Below are 18,475 nucleotides of genomic sequence, written 5' to 3'. Positions count from 1 at the left end.
GATCTGCTGGTGCAGTTGGGCGAACCAGATGGTCAGGAAGTCGCGGCCCAGGGCGGCGTCGTCGTAGGGCGGCGCGACCTCCTCGACGCGGTGGCCCAGCTCGGTCAGCACGGCCGCGGCCTGCGCGACCGCGGCGACGGCCTCCCGATCCGGGTGGGGATTGATGGCCGAGCGCGTCGAGTAGCCGATCGTCAGGGATTGGGGACGACGCCGGATGAGCTCGCTGAACGGCTCGCCCGGCAGGGCGGCCTGGTAGGCGGCGGCCGGGTCGGGCCCGATCATCGCGTCGCACAGCGCGGCGCTGTCGCGCACGGACCGCGACACGGCGCCCTGGGTGGCCATCCCGAACATCGCCTCACCCGTCTGGGGCCCGTACGGCGCCAACCCTCGGCTCACCTTGAGGCCGACCAGCCCGTTGCAGGCGGCGGGGATGCGGATCGAGCCGCCGCCGTCGTTGGCCCCCGCCGCCGGGACGATGCCGGCGGCGACCGCGGCCCCCGAACCGCCCGACGACCCGCCGGGCGTGCGGGCGGTGTCCCAGGGGTTGCGTGCGGGCCCCAGGTAGTCCGATTCGGTGACGCCCTTGGCCCCGAACTCGGGCGTATTGGTCATGCCGAAGATCACCAGTCCCGCGGCCAAGAACCGCTGCGTGATGAGGGCGTGCTGGTCGGCGACGTCATGGGCCAGCGATCGGGAGCCGCACGACGTCACGAAGCCGCGATACTGCTGGCCCAGGTCCTTGACCAGGAACGGCACCCCCGCCAGCGGTCCGCTGAGGGCGGGATCGGCGGCGCGTTGGTCCGCGACACCGTCGAGGCGGCGCACGATCGCGTTGAGCCGCGGATTCACGGCGTCGGCCCGCTGCCGCGCCAGCGCGAGCAACTCCGCGGCGGTGACCTCGCGACGCTGCACCAGCTCGGCCAGCGCCGTCGCGTCCAGGGACAGGTACTCGTCAAGACGCATGGCTTCTCCGCTCGTCCGCTGATCCTCGCCAACAAGGTATCCGCGGTGCCCCCTAGGTCGGGGGCGGGGGCGCCGCGACGGGTCGAACTCCCGCAGGTCGGCGACCGCGACGCTCTACGATCGCGTGATGACCGCGGTAGCCGAACCGTTCTCGATCCAGGGGGCCGGCGGGCTGCGCATCGCCGCGGACCGCCTGGGCGACCCGCGGGCGCGGGCGGTGGTGTTCCTGCACGGCGGCGGGCAGACGCGCCGGTCGTGGGGCAAGGCCGCCGCCGCCGTCGCTCGGCGCGGCTGGCAGGCCGTCACCGTGGACCTGCGCGGGCACGGCGAGTCGGATTGGTCCCGCGACGGCGACTACCGCGTGGTCAGCTTCGCCGGCGACGTCGCGGAGGTGCTGCGCACGCTGCCGCCGCAGCCGGTGCTGGTGGGCGCCTCCTTGGGCGGGTTCACCGCGATGCTGCTGGCGGGCGAGCTGTCGCCGGGCATCGCCAGCGCCGTCGTCCTGGTCGACATCGTGCCGGACATGGATCAGTCCGGGGCGGATCGCGTCCACGCCTTCATGTCCGACAAGGTGGAGTCGGGGTTCGCTTCGCTCGACGAGGTCGCCGACGCGATCGCCGAGTACAACCCGCACCGGCCCCGACCGACCGACCTGCAAGGCCTGGCCACCAACCTGCGCCGCCGCGGCGGTCGCTGGTTCTGGCACTGGGATCCGCAATTCATCAGCGGCACCGCGGCGTTCCCGCCGTTCGAGGTGACCGACCCGGACCGCATGCACGCGGCCGTCGAGGTGATCCTGCGCGGCGGGGTGCCCATGTTGCTGATCCGCGGGCAGATGAGCGACCTGGTTCCCCAGGAGCGCGCCGAGGAGTTCCTGGCTCGCTTCCCGCAGGTGGAGTTCACCGATGTGCGCGGCGCGGGCCACATGGTCGCCGGCGATCGCAACGACATCTTCGCCGGCGCGGTGCTGGATTTCTTGGCCCGGCACGTCGGACCGGAGTGACCTGGCTCACGTTTCGTGGGCGTGAAACTTGCTGGTCAACAACGTATTTGAGGGTCGGCGCTGCTACCATCTGCCGGATATCAGCGGAGGAGACGGCGTGGGCAGAGGGTTGTTGCGGGGATCGGGCCTCGCGGGAGCCATGGCGTTGGGAACGATCCTGTGGGCGAGCCCCGCGCAGGCGGCTCCGCCGCCCATGCCCGGCGTCAGCGTCGACCATGGAGCGGGTGGCTGCACGGCCGGGTTCGCGGCGCAGGGCAACGACGGCAGCTACTACCTGATGACGAGCGGGCACTGCGACTCGCACGACGGCAAGGAATGGACCTACGGCGACGCCGCCCCGCTGGGCAGGATCTCCGCCAGCGAGCACGAGGGCGAGAAGCGGGACGCTGCGATCATCCGCCTGGATCCCAGCATCGGGCCGCCGGTGGGAGACGTCGGCGGCAGATACCGGGTCCGCGACACGCTGAGCCGCTCGCAGATCCAAGAGGGCATGCCCTTCTGCAAGATCGGCGCGGTCACCGGCGAGACCTGCGGCGTCGTTAACGGCGTCCAGGGCGACGTGGTGGAGGCCAGCGTGTACAGCCTCGACGGCGACAGCGGCAGCCCCGGCTTCGTCATGAACTCCGACGGCACGGTCAGCGCGGTCGGCTTGCTGATGTCCTCGCCCGAGGGCGACGACTACACGACCTACTTCATGCTGATCCACCCGCTCCTCAACAGGTGGGGCCTGCACATTCTGCCGTGACGCCCGGGTTGGCCAGTTAACCCGCCGCGACGGCGACGTAACGTGGCGTTTGCAAATTTCGGCGATCGGGTATCCGGCGCAGCGGCCGTGGGACCCGCTCCGCGGGCCGGCGCACGCGGTAATGCGATGCAGCCGCGATGGTCAAGGTAGCCGAACCAGCGACACGAAGGGATGCAGTAGTGAAGCGTGGGATCGTGATCGGCGTAGCCGGCGTGGCCGTGGTGGTCGCGGCCAGCGCAGGCTGTTCGAGCAACAAATCGAGTACCGGGGCGTCCGGTTCCTCGTCGGCTGCGGGAGCGGCGGGCCCGCAGGTGATCGTCGACGGCCAAGCGCAGAACGTCTCCGGGCAGGTCACCTGCACCTCGGCGGGCGACAACATCAACATTGGCATCGGGGACCCGACGGCCGGGGTCGGTGCCGTCGTCAGCAACGGCAACCCGCCGATCGTGCACTCCGTCGGATTGGGCAGCGTGAACAACGTCATCCTTGGGTTCTCCGACGCCGCCCCCAACCAGGCCGCCAACGCCGGTGCGGCCGTCAACGGCAAGCAGTGGGCCATCAAGGGCACCGCGACCGGCACCGACATGAGCAACCCCCAGCAACCGCAGCCCGTCACCAAGCCATTCGAGTTGGACGTCACCTGCCCGTAGGGCAGGCGATCGACACCCAAGAGGGGACGCAACTATGACCATGAAACGTGCCGTCGGCGCGGCCGCGGTGGCGGCCGGCCTGGGCTTGTCCGCCGCGACGTTCAGCGCGGGCTATGCATTCTCCGCGCCGCTTGACCCGCCACCGCCATGTCCGAACTGCCACGGCGGTGGCGGCGGAGGCGGCGGCGGTGGTGGTAACCCCGGCGGGCCCGGTGGCGGCGGCGGTGGTGCGCCGGGTGGCCAACAGGGTGGTCCCGGTGGGGGCGCCCCGCATGGCGGCGGCCCGCAGGGCGGCCCCGGTGGCGGTGGCCCGCAGGGCGGCCCCGGCGGCGGTGGTCCGCAGAACGGGCCGAGTAATTCCGGCCCGCAAAACGGCCCGGGCAACGGTGGCCCGCAGGGCGGACCCGGCGGTGGTGGTCCGCAGAACGGGCCGGGTAACGGTGGTCCGCAAAATGGGCCGGGTAACTCCGGCCCGCAGAACGGGCCCGGCAACGGCGGCCCGCAGAACGGACCCGGAAACGGTGGCCCGCAGAGTGGGGGCCCGAACAACCCGCCTCAGGGTGGGCAGAACCCGCCCAACGGGCACGGGCAGAACCCGCAGAACCAGCAGGGGCAGCCGCAAAACCAGCCGGGACAGAACCAGCCCGGGCAGAACCAGCCGAACCAGCAGGGCAACCAGCCCAACGGCCCCGGTCACGGCCAGAACCCGCCGCCCGCTCGGCCCGCGCTCAACCCGCCGAGCACCCAGCCCCCGCACCAGCCCTACATCGCGCGCCACGACGTCGTGACCGCCAGCGCGCAGATCGGTGGTCCCGCGGGGCCGGAGGTGCAGTTCAACATCATCGGACGTGGCGCGCCGCCGCCGCCGCGCGAGCGCGGATACGGCTGGAACGACGGCCCGGCGCCGGGCCACCCGCCGCCGCACTGGGAGGGCCCGCCGCCGCCCGGTGGCTGGGACGGTCCGCCGCCTCCCGGTGGCTGGAACCGGCCCTGGGCCGGGCCGCCGCGTGACGTCGCCGTCGCGCGGGCCGACTTCGGACCCTTCAACTACAACACCTTCACCGTGATCCCGGTGTTCAACTGGCAGTACGGCGGTTGGGGCTACTGGTTCTTCGGTGTTTGGGTGCCCCTGTACTGAGCACGAGTGGAAGCCGCCCCGGCGAATGCGTCGGGGCGGCTTTCGCGTCGCCGACGGCCCGCCGCTGCCGGCGCCCTCTCGAGTTGCGACCGGCCGGGGCCCCTCGCAGACTGAAGGCTTGCGAGAGCGGAGATGTCGGATGCCGGACGACGCGGGTGAAGCGGCGGCGGCGAGCGCCCGTCGCCGGCCGGGGCCTTCGGCAATCCTTTGCGCCACTGCGGCGCTGTTCATCGCCGCCGGCGGCACGGCCCCACTCGTGCCGCCGGGGTGCGGGATCGGTTGGACGATGATCGGCCACACCCTGATTTACGTGCCCGACTGCACGCATCCGTCGTCGCCGGCGCCTCCGCCGGACGGAGCGCCCCCGCCGGATCCCGGACCGCCCCCGCAGTCTTAGCCGACGGGGGTGATCGCCGCGCTGGAGATCGTGAAGCCCCGGCCCGAGGCGACGGTGCAGGTGACCCCGCCGACCTCCGACCGGCACGTGAACGGTCCGTTCGTCATCGTCTGGCCGTAACCGAGCGTGGGCGTGTTCTCCGCCGCGTTCGCCAGGCAACTCTCGCCGGTGCACACCGAGAAGGTGCCGTCGGGGTTCAGGGTCGCCGACTCCGGGCGCGACAGCGCGAAGCAGAAGGCCTCGTCGGGGAGGCCCTGTCGGCGGTAATTGATCTCGCAACTGATGTTGCGCGTCGGGGAGAGGAAGGCGACATAGTCTCCGTCCGCGTGCGCCGCCGACGCGAATAGTATTGGTGCACAGGCGATCCCGGATCCACCAATCGCGATCGCCATGACGGCATCCCTTAGCGCTCTGCTCACCCGTGTGCCCTCGCCTTCCCGTCTGTGCTCACCCCGCGTGAGCGTCACGACGCTCATCCTTGCGCACCGCGGCGCCCGGCGGCCGAGGATCACCAAATGGCCGGTTGCTCCAGAGGGCGCCGGAACTTGTCACAGAGCCGTGACACTCGCAAACTGGTTGATATGCGCGACCGCGAAACCATCGACGCAGAGTTACGGCGGATCGCTCTGAGTCGCCGATCGAGCGGGCAGGGCGGTCAGCTGTCATCTCGAGAGGCCGACGAACTGCTCGACGAGCTCCTCGCCCACAGCGGTAGGGGGCCCTTGCCCGACCTCGCGCGGACGCCCGAAGCCGTCGTCGTCCCCCGAGACCGCGGAGCCGCGGTACCCAAGTCGCCGCGGCGACGCGCCGGCGCATTGAGCCGCCTGAGCCTGCTGGCTGCAGTGCCGCTGTCGCTGGCGGCCGTCGCCGTGGCGGTCGTGATGATGGTGTCCGTCCGCCACCAAGATTCGTCGGCGCAACCGTCGGAGGCCCAGCCCAGCGACACCCCGACGGCGACCGCCGCGCCGCCCAGCCGAGCCGCACCGAAGGCGCCGGCGCCGCGCCTCCAAATCGCCGACGCGGCGTTCGTCGGCGCGTTGCGGCGCGAGGGCGTGCCGGTGCCCAGCCAGGAATACGTCATGGCGCAGGGGCACGCCGTTTGCGACTTCCTGGCACACCAGCCGAACTTCGCTGACGCCGCCGGTTTCGTGCAGCGATCCTCGGTGTGGGACGCCGACCAGAGCGCGAAGGTCACCGCGGGCGCCATCGTCTCTTACTGCCCGCAGTCCCAGTCGGCCATGGTGGACCAGAGCCAGCCCGCCTACCAGAGCACGCTGTCGGACCTGCAGGCGATCCAGCAGCAACTGCAGGGCATTCAGGGGGACCTGCACGGTATCGAGGGAAGTCTGAACGGCCTGCCCGGGCACCCGGGATTTCCCTAACCGCCGTGACAAGCCCGTGGTGAACGGGCCGCGTCGCTGCGCCGATCCGCTCTGAAATTGCGGAATCCCGCTCAGCGAGTGGGGGACGGCGCCATCCGCTTGGCCAGATACGGCGCCGTGCGGCTGTGTTCGGCGCGTGCCACCGTTTCAGGCGGCCCGGCCGCAACGACCCGACCGCCGTCGCTGCCGGCTCCGGGTCCCAAGTCGATCACCCAATCCGCGCCGGCGACCATCCGCATGTCGTGTTCGGCCACCACGACGGTATTGCCCGCATCGACCAGGCGGTGCAGTTGACGATCGAGCAGGTCGACATCGGCGGGATGCAGCCCGGTCGTCGGCTCGTCGAGGACGTAGAGGGTGTGCCCCCGCCGCGGCCTCTGCAGTTCGGAGGCAAGCTTGATCCGCTGGGCCTCGCCGCCCGACAGTTCGGTCGCGGGCTGGCCGAGCCGGAGGTAGCCGAGGCCGACCTCTTGTAATGTGGCCAGGCTCCGCGCCGCGTGGGAAACGTCGGCAAGAAACTCCGCGGCTTCGTCGACGGTCATCGCGAGCACGTCAGCGATCGTGCGGTCGCGATAACGCACCTCGAGCGTCTCCTCGGAGTAGCGCGCTCCATGACACGCGGGGCAGGTAGCGTACGTGCCTGGCAGGAACAGCAATTCGACGGACACGAAGCCCTCTCCCTGGCAAGTGGGGCACCGGCCTTCGGCCACGTTGAAAGAAAACCTGCCCGCCGTCCAACCGCGGCGCCGCGCCTTGGGGGTCGCGGCGAATTCGCGACGCACCGCGTCGAACAGGCCGGTGTAGGTCGCCAGCGTCGAACGCGGCGTCCGCCCGATGGGGCGTTGGTCGACCGACACCAACCGGTTGATCTGCTCAACCCCCGTCGCCGTCACACCGACGCTCGCGTCATGGTCGACATCGATTGTCTCCACGTCGGTGTCCTCGGCGTCGGGTTCGGCCGGCTCGACGGCGCGGCGCGTCCCGAGCTGGCCGTTGACGACGTCGCCGAGGACCTTGACGACCAGCGTCGACTTGCCCGAACCGGACACGCCGGTGACCGCCGTGTACACGCCAAGTGGCAGGTCCACGTCGAGATCTTTCAAATTATGAAAGCAGATGCCGCGCAGAATCATTGAGCCGGACGGTGTGCGGGGTGGCCGAGACGCCGGCGTGGCCTCCTCGAGCAGGTACCGTCGGGTGATCGACCTCTCGACGTCGGCGAGTCCGGGCACCGGCCCGCTGTAGAGCACCTCCCCGCCAAGCTCCCCCGCCCCGGGCCCCACGTCGACGATCCAATCGGCGCGGCGTACCACGTCCATGTCGTGCTCGACCACGAACAACGAATTGCCGGCCCGCCGTAGGCGATCGAGCACGTCGAGCAATGGTTCGGCATCCGCGGGGTGCAGTCCGGCCGACGGTTCGTCGAGCACGTAAAGCACGCCGAACAATCCGGCGCGCAGTTGCGTGGCCAGGCGTAACCGCTGCAACTCGCCGGGCGACACCGTCGGGGTACGCCGGCTGAGCGTGAGATAGCCGAGGCCGAGATCGATGAGTACCTGCAGGCGTGCGACGAGATCCGCGGCGATCATGGTCGCCACTTCGGTCAGCTCACCGGATTCCGTCGACTCGTACGCGGCGGCGGCGTCAGTACGAGAAGCGGTGGGGCGCAACGCGTTCGCCAGATCAGCCAACGGCATCGCCACATAGTCGGCGATGGTGCGCCCGGCGAACGTCACCCGCAGCGCCTCGGCCCGCAGCCCGGAACCGGCGCATGTCGGGCACTCGACGCTGTCGACGAATTGCAGCACCCGCCGGCGCATCATGGCGCTCTGGGAGTTGGCCAGCGTGTGCCGGACGTGGCGTTCGGCGCTGGAGAAGGTGCCGTTGTAGTAATAGTCGGCCTGCACGGGGTGCTGGCTCGGATCGATCTCGACGGTGGGCTGCTCGTCGGTGAACAGAATCCAACTGCGTTGACGCTGAGGCAGTTTACGCCACGGCTTGTCGATGTCGTACCCCAGCGTGACAAGGATGTCGCGCAGGTTCTGGCCTTGCCACGCACCCGGCCACGCGGCTACCGCGCCTTCTCGGATGGTCAGCGACGGGTCGGGCACCAGCGTCTCCTCGGTCACCCGGTGGATTCGTCCGAGGCCGTGGCACTCGGGGCACGCACCCACGGCCGTGTTCGGGGAGAACGCATCGGAATCCAGTCGTTCCGTGGCACCCGGCGGGTAGGTTCCGGCGCGGGAGAACAGCATCCTCAATAGATTGGACAGCGTGGTGACGGTGCCGACCGTCGACCGGGAGGTCGCCGACCCCCGCCGCTGCTGCAACGCGACCGCGGGCGGCAGCCCGGTGATGTCGTCCACCTTCGGCGCGCCGGTGGGCAAGAGCAGCCGACGGGCGTACGGAGCGACCGATTCGAAGTAGCGGCGCTGCGCCTCGGCGTAGATGGTGCCGAAGGCCAACGACGATTTGCCCGATCCGGAGATACCGGTGAACGCGACCAGCGCGTCACGCGGCGCCGCGACGTCGACACCCCGCAGATTGTGGACCCACGTCCCGTAGACGCGCACGCACGGGTCGATGTCGTCGGCACTTCCGTCAGACATGTTCACACAACTACCCGTGCTTGCGGCTTGGCATGCATCGCGTTTGCTGTTGGACATCCCCCGCACCTGCGGCTATTTGCCGGCACCTGCGACACTGGTGCGGCCCAGCCACGCCCCGGCACCGACCTCGCCACCGAAGGCAGCCATGACTTCTACGATTGCCGTCCTGTTCGTTCACGGTGTCGAAATCAAGGATCCGCACTACGCCGACAACGCGATCACACTGCTTCGCGCCGAATACGCCCGCGCCTGCCGCGGCATGGAAGCGGCCGAGCTCGAGATCGAGTCGGCATTCTGGATTCCCGTGGTCGAGCCCGGTCTCGACAAGATCGTGCGGGCAACATTCGGTCGAGGCTTTGCCGGTTGGGCGCAGCGACTCGACGGTCTCGTCCACCGGATCAATAACGGCTCATATCTCGCCATGGTCCCGGTGGTCCTCTCGGGTCTGCTGGGGCGCATTCCGGGATTGCCGAAGGCCCACTGGCCGACGCTGCGCTGGGCTGTCACCTACTTCCTGGGCGACGTCATCGCCTATCAGACCGCTGAGGGCAGCGACGCCAATTACGACGCCATCCATGCCCGCCTCGACGACGCGTTGGCGACTCTGGCCGAACGGGCCCCGGACGCACCGTTGTGCGTCATCGCGCACAGCCTCGGCACCGTCGTCGCCTCCGACTACTTCTACGACCTGCAGAACGCGAAGCCTAAGCAACTGAAGAAATCGGCGCGGGGTTCGTCCGCGCTGCAACGTGGCGAGACCCTGACCTGGTTCTACACGCTCGGCAGCCCAATCGCGCTGTGGATGGTGCGCTACCCCGAATTCGATTCTCCGATCAAGCTTCCCGGCCGCAAGCGCAGTGCCGCCGCACGAAAAGCGGCGCAATGGATCAACTTTCACGACCCCGACGACATCGTCGCGTACCCACTGCGGACGCTGAACAAGCACTACGCCGAGGCGGTCGACCGCGACCAGGCGGTGTCCGTGGGGCCGCCCCTTCTCGGCGACACCCCGGTCTCACATGTCGCTTACCTGAATTCGCGGAAGGTCATGCGGCCCATCGCGCAACGCCTCGCCATGTTCAGCCGCCCGACCGAGTAACACGGCCGGTTAACTCCGGGCGGGCCGCTGGTCGCGGCCGCCCCGTTAAATGGCTTCTTTGAGCGTGCGGGGCATGGTCTCTTTGAGTCTGTCGGCGCCACCAATCGCTTCCACCGCTTGCCTGAAACGCACCTGCTGGCTCAACACCCAGTCGAGCATGGCGGGCCACAATTCCACGTCGGCGACATTGTCGAAATGCGACGTGACGCCGATCGTCGCGGCCTTCTTACCCGGCTTGTCGTCCCACTCGGCGGCGTGCCCCAGAGCCCTTTCGAATTCGTCCTTCTGGGCACGAAGCGCCTCGAAGCGGCTCAGGTTGAGGCTCGCATCCGGGCTGTTGAAGTACAGCTGGACGCCGAGGCCCCGCTGTGTGAACGCGGTCGCGTAGGCAACCCCGCTCGTCCCGGTAGGAAGGTTGTACCGCGAGGCGCGGCTGGGGGTTGTCTTCCTGGTCCACCCGGGTTGCTCCGTGCCCAGGCGGTCGAGGAACTGTGCCCAGAAAGCCCAGTAAAGCCCGGGGCGCCCGGTCGGCGGGTTCCCGCCGGTGGCGGACTTTGTTGGCTCGTCCAAGGTGCTTGGGCGGGCGACGACGTCGGGGTCCGGCCGCGGCGCAGAGTCATCTATCCGCACCGGCTTTGCTGTCTCGACTTGGGGCGGGCGCGGGGCAGCGGCTCGCCTGGCTGCTTTCCTGGCCCTGGCCGCTCTGGCCGCTCTGGCCCTCGCCTTCGCGGACCTGACTTGAGCAAGCCACGCCACGAAGACGATGGCACCGATAGCGAGGAAGAAGAAGAGAAAGACCACGTAAAGGAAGTCGGGCGTCTCCACGATGTCAGCGCCGGAAAGTCGGGTGGCGGGACTTGGCCGGAAAATGCCGCAGGTGCGGGCGCAGCGGCTCGACAGGCATCGGACGACGGCTGGGAGTCACGGCTGACTGCCGCGGTAGACGTGGACAGCACGCTGGGACAACAAGTTCGCCCAAACCTCCCCGTTTTGGCGATATTGCTGGTGACGGGCCCCGATACACCGACAGATAAGAGCGTAGACGTTCTCGCGCTTAGCCAAACGGGTTTGGTCGAATCGGTGGCGGACGGCCCCGAGTCGGTGGCGAAGAAAGCCGGCTCGACCAGGGTGACGCGGACGCCGAAGGGTTCGAAGTTGGCAGAGACTTTGGTTGCTTCCATCGAGCAGTTTGTTGACGCGTCACGTAACCCCTGCTAGCTTGATTGAAGCATCAAGTTATAACTGACCGGCGTGACCGCGACGATCCCGCTACCACCGGTTTGCCGCGGCCCGGTTCGCGCACACAATCGTTCGAGGAGCCCTCGTGAACATCGCGGCCGGGATTGCCTCAGGATTGCTCGCCGTCGCGTACCTTGCGACCGGTGGCATCACGCTGCTGACCACCAGAGAACGTCTATTGACCAACGCGTCGATGGCCTCAGCCGCGCGCGAATATTCTCTGACTTCAATAAAATTAATCGGCTGCGTCGAGATCGTCGGTGGCCGGTGAAAGCCGTGTTCTTCGCGTTGGCGGTCTTCATCGCCTTCGCTCGCATCTCGGAGATCGTGCGATGACCGGCACTGCGCGATATGCCCTGGTGGGGACGGGTAGCAACGGAAGGGTTCTGGCGCAACGGTTTCCGACCACGATGTGCCGGTACTGTGGGCCAACACGCGTGGTGCGGAGGCGGTCGACACGACCGGTTTGAGCGCGTCGATCACAGCCGTCGACCTCGACGCGGCGCTGGACGCAGACGTGATCATCCTGGCTATACCGTTCCTGCAGGTTCGTGAGTTCGGTGCTCGGCGCGCGGACTGGTCGGGCAAGATCGTCGTCGACACGAGCAACGCGTTTCTGGTCCCAGGGTCTGAGGGAATCCTCGGCGGCCGTTTGTCGACGGAGTTCAATGCCGAGGCCTTCCCGGGCGCGGCGGTGGTCAAGTCGTTCAACCAGACTTCGGTCACGCAGTTCGCTCAGAAGCAGCCGCCGGAGTTCGGCCGGCGTGTCGTCTTCGCGTCGAGCAACGACGCGTCAGCCAGCGCGGTGATCGCCGACCTGTGCACCGATCTGGGCTTGGCCCCCATCGAGCTTGGACGTATCGACGAAGGCGGTGTACTGATCCAAGCGCGCAACGCTCTGGTGTTGCGCAATCTCTACGAACTGCCCTCCGAGTTGGACATCAACCGTCAGACGACGGCTGTCGAGCCCAATCTCGCCCCGGGTACGTGGGCGATCGACCCCGTGCACTCGTCGATCACATTCTCGGTTCGCCATTTGGTGGTCGGGAAGGTCACTGGACGTTTCGAGCAGTTCTCCGGTGCAATCACGGTGCCCGAGAACGCAACCCCGAGCGTGGCGGCCACCATCGCGGTCGGCTCGGTGAACACCGGCAACCCCGACCGCGACCACCACCTCCGCGCCCCGGACGTCTTCGGGGCCGAGGAGTTCCCCACCGCGACGCTGGTGTCGGTAGACGTCCACAGCGTCGAAAAAGACAACTGGGTGCTCGCCGTCGATTTCACCCTCCGTGGCATCACCAAGCGCCTGCCTGTGGCGTTTGCCTTCCTGGGAGTGAGCGCCGGCATGGGGCGGGGGGAAGTCGCCGGGTTCGAAGCGGCGATCACGCTCAGGCGCAGCGACTTCGGCGTGCTGACCGACACCCCGGTGCTCTCTGGGGGTGGCTTGATGGTCAGCGACACCGTCGACATCACCGTCTGCCTGGAAGCAATCAAGCAGTGAGTCAGTGCAGCCGACTGCGCGCACGTGCGGTCAGAGTTGATCGACAATGCAATGACGCGGCAGCCGGTCCGTCAGACCTGCCTCCGCCATCCGGAGCCCCCTGTCAGGATTGAACTGACGACCGCTCGCTTACAAGGCGAGTGCTCTACCACTGAGCTAAGGAGGCGGGGTAAAACCGGACCCCAGCCTAATCGGTCACTCGCCGCCCTCGATCACGCGCGTTGAGCGCACCGGCCGCGACGAGGCGCGCCGCCGGCCCGGCAGCGGGATGCGGTCGGCGATGTTGCTCAGCGGGTTGACCACCATGGTCAGCGCGATGACGGCGTCCTGCAGCGTCGCGATGGCCGGCTCCAACGCCTCCATGCCGGGTGTGAGCCGGGCCAGGGTGTCGGCGACGTCGGCCAACTGATCCAGCGGCCCGTGCTTGGCGGTCAGCTTGTCCACCAGCCCGCCCTCGCTGAGCAGCCGGTCGGCCAGGCCGTCCTCGGCCAGCAGTCGCTCGATCAGGCCGTCCTCGGCGACTAGTTGGTCGGCCAGGCCGCCGGGCTGCAGCGCGCGATGCAGGCCGCCGCCCTCGGCGGCCAGCCGGTCGAGCAGACCGCCCTCCGACGTCAGCAGGTCTACCACCCCGCCGGGGCGCAGCAGCCGGTCGATCGGGCCGTCCGGGGCGATGGCCCGGCCCAGCGGGGCGTCGTCGTCCAACATCCGGGCCAGCCGATTGGCCCGCACCAGGGCGTCGTCGAGGCCCAGCATGGACGTCATCGCGCTCGCCCGCGAGGGCGCGCCCTCGCCGAGCGCCCGCTTGGCGACACCGACGGCGGCGCTCGCGACGGTCAAGCTCGTGTCGGCGGCGGCCAGGCCCACTCGCGCGGGAGCCGTCGCGGCCGAGACGATGCTTCTGGCGAGATTCATCCTGCCGAGTCTATTCGCGACGCGACCGCGACGAAGTGCACAGGTGCGAGCCGATCGATCGATTTCTTGGCAGACTTTGGCAGACTATTGTCAGACGGTTGGCACTGAGCTTTCAGGAAAAGCACAATTTTCTCACAGCTCATCTCAAGCAAGGAAGACACTCCATGACCGCGGCAACATCACCTGACACGCAACCGGAGGCTCGCGTCCTCGTGGTCGACGACGAGGCCAACATCGTGGAGCTGCTTTCGGTCAGCCTCAAGTTCCAGGGGTTCGAGGTGTACACCGCCAGCAACGGCGCCCAGGCTCTGGATCGGGCGCGGGAGGCGCGCCCCGACGCGGTGATCCTCGACGTCATGATGCCCGGCATGGACGGTTTCGGGGTGTTACGCCGGCTGCGCGCGGACGGCATCGACGCGCCGGCGCTGTTCCTGACGGCCCGAGACTCGTTGCAGGACAAGATCGCCGGGCTGACCCTGGGCGGCGACGACTACGTCACCAAGCCGTTCAGCCTCGAAGAGGTGGTCGCCCGGCTGCGCGTCATCCTGCGCCGCGCGGGCAAGGGCGGGGCCGAACCGCGCAGCGCCCGCCTGACCTTCGCCGACATCGAACTCGACGAGGAGACCCACGAGGTGTGGAAGGCGGGCCAGCCGGTGTCGCTGTCGCCGACCGAGTTCACGCTGTTGCGCTACTTCGTCATCAATGCGGGCACCGTGTTGAGCAAACCGAAGATCCTCGACCACGTGTGGCGGTACGACTTCGGCGGCGACGTCAACGTCGTCGAGTCCTACGTGTCGTACCTGCGGCGCAAGATCGATACCGGCGAGAAGCGGTTGCTGCACACCCTGCGGGGCGTGGGCTACGTGCTGCGCGAGCCCCGCTGAGGCAGGGCATCGGACATGGCTATCTATCGTCGCCGCGGCCTGCCGCTTCGAGTCGGCCTGGTGGCCGCCACCCTGGCCTTGGTCGCCTGCGGGTTGGCGGTCTCCGGCGTCGCGGTCACGTCGATCCTGCGGCACAGCCTGATCAGCCGCATCGACCAGACGCTGCTCGACGCGTCCCGGGGATGGGCGCAGGCCCCACGCCGCCAGACGCCGCCGCCCTACGAGGGGCCGGACCCGGCCCGGCCGCCGTCGAAGTTCTACGTCCGCGGCGTCAGCAGCGACGGCACCCCCTTCACCGCCATCAACGACCGCAACGCCGAGCCGGCGCTCCCGGCCGACAACGACGTCGGCCCGTACCCGACGACGCTGCCCTCGGTCAACGGCTCCGACATCCAGTGGCGGGCCGTGTCGGTGCGCGGCCCGCACGGCCTGACGACCGTGGCCATCGACCTCTCTGACGTGCAGCACACGGTCAGCTCGCTGGTGTTGCTGCAGATCGGCATCGGAGTAGCGGTGCTGGTGGTGGTGGGCATCGCCGGGTTCGCGGTCGTGCAGCGCAGCCTGCGGCCGCTGGCCGAGGTGGAGCAGACCGCCGCCGCTATCGCCGCCGGCCAGCTCGATCGCCGTGTGCCGGAACGGGATCCGAGGACCGAGGTCGGACGCCTGTCGCTCGCACTCAACGGGATGCTCGCCCAGATCCAGCAGGCGTTGGCGTCCTCGGAGATGTCGGCCGAGAAGGCCCGGACGTCCGAGGAAGGCATGCGCCGATTCATCACCGACGCCAGCCACGAACTTCGCACCCCGCTGACCACCATCCGCGGATTCGCCGAGCTGTACCGGCAGGGCGCCGCCCGCGACGTCGCCATGCTGCTGTCGCGCATCGAAAGCGAGGCAAGCCGGATGGGGCTGTTGGTCGACGACCTGCTGCTGCTGGCCCGCCTCGACGTGCAGCGACCGCTCGAGCACGACCGGGTGGACCTGCTGGCCCTGGCCAGCGACGCGGTGCACAACGCGCAGGCGATGGATCCCAAGCGGACCATCACCATGGAGGTCCTCGACGGCCCGGGCACCCCGGAGGTGCTTGGTGACGAACCGCGGCTGCGGCAGGTGCTGAGCAACCTCATCGCCAACGCCTTGCAGCACACCCCGACGAGCGCCGACGTGACGGTGCGGGTGGGCACCGCGGGCGACGACGCGGTGCTCGAGGTGGCCGACGAGGGCCCGGGCATGACCGCGCAGGACGCGTCGCGGGTGTTCGAACGGTTCTATCGCACCGACTCGTCGCGCGCGCGGGCCAGCGGCGGAACGGGGCTCGGCCTATCGATCGTGCAGTCGTTGGTCCGCGCCCACGGCGGGGTCGTCAGCGTGACCACCGCTCCGGGCGAAGGCTGCTGTTTTAGGGTGACGTTGCCGCGCGTCAGCGAGGTGCCCACGCAGGAGCCGGCTCACGCCAACTGAGCCAGGGCCGCCTTGATCTTGGCCTGGGCGTCGTCCAGCGATTGCGGCGACGGGTTGCGGTCCACGTTGGCGAACCCGAAGTCGTGCAGGCTGCGGGTCGGGAAGACGTGCACGTGCAGGTGCGGCACCTCCAGGCCGGCGATGATCAGGCCGGACCGCTCGGTGTTGAACGCCTTGGACACCGCCCTACCGATCAGCTGGCTGACCGCCATCACCTTGGCGAAGGCCGCGCCGTCGACGTCTTGCCAGTTGTCGATCTCGGCGCGCGGCACGACCAGCGTGTGGCCTTGCGTCATCGGCTCGATCGTCAGGAACGCGACGACGTCGTCGTCCTCGTAGACGAAGCGCCCGGGAAGCTCACGGTTGATGATCTTGGTGAAGATCGATGCCATGGCCTAGAGCATAGGTGTGGCCCGCGCCCGGGCGGTCAGCCGTCCTGACCGAAGGTCATCATGTCGAGGTTCCAGTACCCGCGCATGTTGGTGATCAGCCCGGCGCCGTCGACCTTGTAGGTGAAGACGCCGCGCACCGAACTGGTCAGCCCGCCCTCGAACTTGCTGTCCAGCACCAGGATGTGGGCGATCTCGTCGGGCGAGCTCGACGGGAAGGTCTCCTCGCAGGTGATGGTCAGCTGATTGGCCGCGATGTTGGTGTCGAAGAACGCGCCGACGGCCTCCTTGCCGCGCACCCCGGTGCCGTCGGGGTTGGTGACGGATTGGCCGATCGGGTCCTCGATGACGACGTCGTCGGCCATCAGCGCCAGCCAGCCGGTGCGGTCGTGCGCCTGCACGCACCGCCACGACGCCTGCGACGCCGCCAGCGCCGGGGACGCCTCCGATGCCTCGGTCTGGGTCATCGCCGTGAGCCCCCTACCGGTCGGCGTCGGTGAAGCGGATGACGCCGCGAATGTTCTTGCCCTCCAGCATGTCCTGGTAGCCCTCGTTGATCTGCTCCAGGCGGTACTGGGTGGTGACCATGTCGTCGAGGTTGAGCTTGCCGGCCTTGTACATCGAGAGCAGCTGCGGAATGTCGTACTGCGGGTTGCCGCCACCGAAGATGGTGCCCTGCAGGTTCTTCTGCATCAGGGTCAGCATCGCAAGGTTCAAGTTGACGTTGGTGTCCAGCAGGCTGCCGATGGCGGTCAGGACGCAGGTGCCGCCCTTCTGGGTGATGTTCAGGTAGTTGTCGATGTCGGAGCCCTGCAACTCACCAACGGTCACGACGACCTTGTGGGCCATCAGGCCGTAGGTGACCTCCATGATGCCCATGAGGGCGGCGTTGATGTCGGGGTAGACGTGGGTGGCGCCGAACTTCAACGCCTGGTCGCGCTTCCACTCCACCGGGTCGATCGCGAAGATGTAGCGGGCGCCTGCGTTGACCGCGCCCTGCAGGGCGGCCATGCCGACGCCACCGACGCCGACGATGGCGACGTCCTGGCCGGGCCGGATGTCGGCCGTGCGCACGGCCGAGCCGTAACCGGTGGTGACGCCGCAGCCGACCAGCGCGGCCACCTCGAACGGCACCGACGGGTCGATCTTCACCACCGAACTGCGGTGCACCACCATGTACGGCGAGAACGTGCCGAGCAGCGTCATCGGGAAGACGTTCTGGCCGCGGGCCTGGATGCGGAACGTGCCGTCGGAGACCGCGGCGCCGCCGAGCAGACCGGCACCCAGGTCGCACAGGTTGCGCATGCCAGCCTGACAGGTCGCGCACTGCCCACAGGACGGGATGAAGGACAACACCACGTGGTCGCCCGGGGCGATGTCCTCCACACCCGGCCCGACCTCGGTGACGATGCCGGCGCCCTCATGCCCACCCAGCACCGGGAAGCCGGCCATCGGGATGCCGCCGGTGACCAGGTGGTGGTCCGAGTGGCACATCCCCGCGGCTTCCATCTGGATCTTGACCTCGTGGGCCTGCGGGTCGCCGATCTCGATGTCTTCGATCGTCCAGGGCTGGTTGAACTCCCAGATCAATGCGCCTTTTGTCTTCACGATGGTCCTGACCCCATTTCGCCTTTGAATCGATCAGCGCCGCCCGGCCCCTTCATGCCGGGAGGCGAGGTGACGGGTGCCACAGCACCCACGTCGCGTCAGCATAGCGCGTACAACAAATCAAATGCTTGGTTGGTGCCGCCCGCTCACCAGATGGGGACGGGCGCCGCACCGAGCGGGTAGTAGCCCGGCAGCTTCTCGCCGGCAACGCTGCGCTCGATCCGCTTCTGCATGCCGTCGCTGAGGTCACCGGACTCGATGAGGTTGGCGAACATCTTCGCGACGTGCCCGAAGTCGAAGAAGTCGCGCTGCCACTCGATGAGGTTGTCGTCGTTCAGGCGGAACCAGCTGCCGCCGATGCCGTAGATCTCGTCCTGCGTGCCGTCGGACTTGTTGACGATCTGTTTCCAGAAGCCGACGATCTCGCCCTGGGCCTGGAGATGGAGGGCCTGGAGAACTGGGTGTACGAGTACCAGAAGGTGCTCATCGACGACAAGC

The 18,475-nt window shown here is 68.6% G+C and carries 18 protein-coding genes, 1 tRNA gene and 2 pseudogenes; 11 read left to right on the top strand and 10 right to left on the bottom strand.

The features are described from left to right. On the bottom strand, positions 1 to 963 hold a 963-nt coding region (locus A5714_RS11320), incomplete at its 3' end, for an amidase (protein WP_197513645.1). A 127-nt stretch (positions 964 to 1,090) separates the two neighbouring features. Here A5714_RS11320 and A5714_RS11315 point away from each other — a divergent pair. The 4 genes from A5714_RS11315 to A5714_RS11300 all read left to right on the top strand — a co-directional run bounded on the left by A5714_RS11315 (position 1,091) and on the right by A5714_RS11300 (position 4,499). After that, a complete protein-coding gene (locus A5714_RS11315) occupies positions 1,091 to 1,966 on the top strand; it encodes an alpha/beta fold hydrolase (RefSeq protein WP_197513644.1) in 876 nt (291 codons plus the stop codon). Positions 1,967 to 2,105: 139 nt separating this feature from the next. Then, the gene (locus A5714_RS11310) at positions 2,106 to 2,711 is read left to right on the top strand and encodes a S1 family peptidase (RefSeq protein ID WP_068285241.1); all 606 of its coding nucleotides are present in this window, start codon (positions 2,106 to 2,108) and stop codon (positions 2,709 to 2,711) included. Positions 2,712 to 2,890: 179 nt separating this feature from the next. Further along, positions 2,891 to 3,361, top strand: a complete 471-nt coding sequence (locus tag A5714_RS11305; protein ID WP_068285239.1) for a lipoprotein LpqH — start codon at positions 2,891 to 2,893, stop codon at positions 3,359 to 3,361. A 40-nt stretch (positions 3,362 to 3,401) separates the two neighbouring features. Next, positions 3,402 to 4,499, top strand: a complete 1,098-nt coding sequence (locus A5714_RS11300; RefSeq protein WP_068285247.1) for an MAP_0585 family protein — start codon at positions 3,402 to 3,404, stop codon at positions 4,497 to 4,499. A gap of 393 nt (positions 4,500 to 4,892) precedes the next feature. On the opposite strand, the gene A5714_RS11295 is transcribed toward A5714_RS11300, so the two are convergent. After that, a complete protein-coding gene (locus A5714_RS11295; RefSeq protein ID WP_068285237.1) occupies positions 4,893 to 5,288 on the bottom strand; it encodes a hypothetical protein in 396 nt (131 codons plus the stop codon). Between the two features lie 189 nt (positions 5,289 to 5,477). On the opposite strand from A5714_RS11295, the gene A5714_RS11290 reads away from it, so the two are divergent. Continuing rightward, positions 5,478 to 6,278 carry a DUF732 domain-containing protein gene (locus tag A5714_RS11290; protein WP_068285234.1) on the top strand — a complete coding sequence of 267 codons (801 nt, stop codon included), beginning with the start codon at positions 5,478 to 5,480 and terminating at the stop codon, positions 6,276 to 6,278. Positions 6,279 to 6,349: 71 nt separating this feature from the next. Here A5714_RS11290 and A5714_RS11285 read toward each other — a convergent pair whose 3' ends face one another. Beyond that, complete coding sequence (locus tag A5714_RS11285; protein ID WP_068285245.1) at positions 6,350 to 8,887, bottom strand: excinuclease ABC subunit UvrA; 2,538 nt, start codon at positions 8,885 to 8,887, stop codon at positions 6,350 to 6,352. 49 nt (positions 8,888 to 8,936) lie between these two features. Between A5714_RS11285 and A5714_RS11280 the strand changes: the two genes are divergently transcribed. Then, a complete protein-coding gene (locus tag A5714_RS11280) occupies positions 8,937 to 9,986 on the top strand; it encodes a hypothetical protein (protein ID WP_156747273.1) in 1,050 nt (349 codons plus the stop codon). A 45-nt stretch (positions 9,987 to 10,031) separates the two neighbouring features. Here the strand turns inward: A5714_RS11280 and A5714_RS26565 are convergent, their stop codons facing one another. Continuing rightward, positions 10,032 to 10,556 carry a DUF4268 domain-containing protein gene (locus tag A5714_RS26565; RefSeq protein ID WP_197513642.1) on the bottom strand — a complete coding sequence of 175 codons (525 nt, stop codon included), beginning with the start codon at positions 10,554 to 10,556 and terminating at the stop codon, positions 10,032 to 10,034. 168 nt (positions 10,557 to 10,724) lie between these two features. Between A5714_RS26565 and A5714_RS26560 the strand changes: the two genes are divergently transcribed. The 3 genes from A5714_RS26560 to A5714_RS27610 all read left to right on the top strand — a co-directional run bounded on the left by A5714_RS26560 (position 10,725) and on the right by A5714_RS27610 (position 12,726). Next, positions 10,725 to 11,204 (top strand): hypothetical protein, encoded by a 480-nt coding sequence (locus tag A5714_RS26560; RefSeq protein ID WP_197513641.1) that lies wholly within the window; start codon positions 10,725 to 10,727, stop codon positions 11,202 to 11,204. A gap of 106 nt (positions 11,205 to 11,310) precedes the next feature. Next, positions 11,311 to 11,496 (top strand): hypothetical protein, encoded by a 186-nt coding sequence (locus tag A5714_RS26075; protein WP_156747272.1) that lies wholly within the window; start codon positions 11,311 to 11,313, stop codon positions 11,494 to 11,496. Between the two features lie 141 nt (positions 11,497 to 11,637). Then, positions 11,638 to 12,726, top strand: coding sequence for a YceI family protein (locus A5714_RS27610; RefSeq protein WP_156747271.1), 1,089 nt, complete (start codon positions 11,638 to 11,640; stop codon positions 12,724 to 12,726). A 94-nt stretch (positions 12,727 to 12,820) separates the two neighbouring features. Here the strand turns inward: A5714_RS27610 and A5714_RS11265 are convergent. Both A5714_RS11265 and A5714_RS11260 read right to left on the bottom strand, forming a co-directional pair. Further along, positions 12,821 to 12,892 (bottom strand) — tRNA-Thr (locus A5714_RS11265). Positions 12,893 to 12,921: 29 nt separating this feature from the next. After that, on the bottom strand, positions 12,922 to 13,638 hold the full coding sequence (locus tag A5714_RS11260) for a hypothetical protein (protein ID WP_068070198.1): 717 nt from the start codon (positions 13,636 to 13,638) through the stop codon (positions 12,922 to 12,924). A gap of 164 nt (positions 13,639 to 13,802) precedes the next feature. Between A5714_RS11260 and phoP the strand changes: the two genes are divergently transcribed. Together phoP and A5714_RS11250 are read left to right on the top strand one after the other, a co-directional pair. Continuing rightward, positions 13,803 to 14,522 (top strand): two-component system response regulator PhoP, encoded by a 720-nt coding sequence (phoP, locus tag A5714_RS11255; protein ID WP_068070199.1) that lies wholly within the window; start codon positions 13,803 to 13,805, stop codon positions 14,520 to 14,522. A gap of 15 nt (positions 14,523 to 14,537) precedes the next feature. After that, positions 14,538 to 15,996, top strand: a pseudogene (locus A5714_RS11250) (sensor histidine kinase). Here the strand turns inward: A5714_RS11250 and A5714_RS11245 are convergent. From A5714_RS11245 to A5714_RS11230, 4 genes and pseudogenes are all read right to left on the bottom strand, one after another. Beyond that, positions 15,968 to 16,372, bottom strand: a complete 405-nt coding sequence (locus tag A5714_RS11245; protein WP_068070201.1) for an HIT family protein — start codon at positions 16,370 to 16,372, stop codon at positions 15,968 to 15,970. The pseudogene A5714_RS11250 and the gene A5714_RS11245 sit on opposite strands and share 29 nt — an antisense overlap. Before the next feature lie 35 nt (positions 16,373 to 16,407). Continuing rightward, positions 16,408 to 16,836, bottom strand: coding sequence for a ketosteroid isomerase family protein (locus A5714_RS11240; protein WP_068070202.1), 429 nt, complete (start codon positions 16,834 to 16,836; stop codon positions 16,408 to 16,410). Between the two features lie 13 nt (positions 16,837 to 16,849). Continuing rightward, positions 16,850 to 17,977 (bottom strand): NDMA-dependent alcohol dehydrogenase, encoded by a 1,128-nt coding sequence (locus A5714_RS11235; RefSeq protein WP_068070203.1) that lies wholly within the window; start codon positions 17,975 to 17,977, stop codon positions 16,850 to 16,852. A 146-nt stretch (positions 17,978 to 18,123) separates the two neighbouring features. Then, positions 18,124 to 18,475 (bottom strand): annotated as a pseudogene (locus A5714_RS11230) (hypothetical protein); the annotation flags it as partial.

The sequence above is a fragment of the Mycobacterium sp. E2462 genome, assembly GCF_001672685.1.
Taxonomy (GTDB): Bacteria; Actinomycetota; Actinomycetes; order Mycobacteriales; family Mycobacteriaceae; genus Mycobacterium.
The sequence above is the reverse complement of the archived record's forward strand: the minus strand, read 5'-3'. Positions and strand labels throughout refer to the sequence as shown.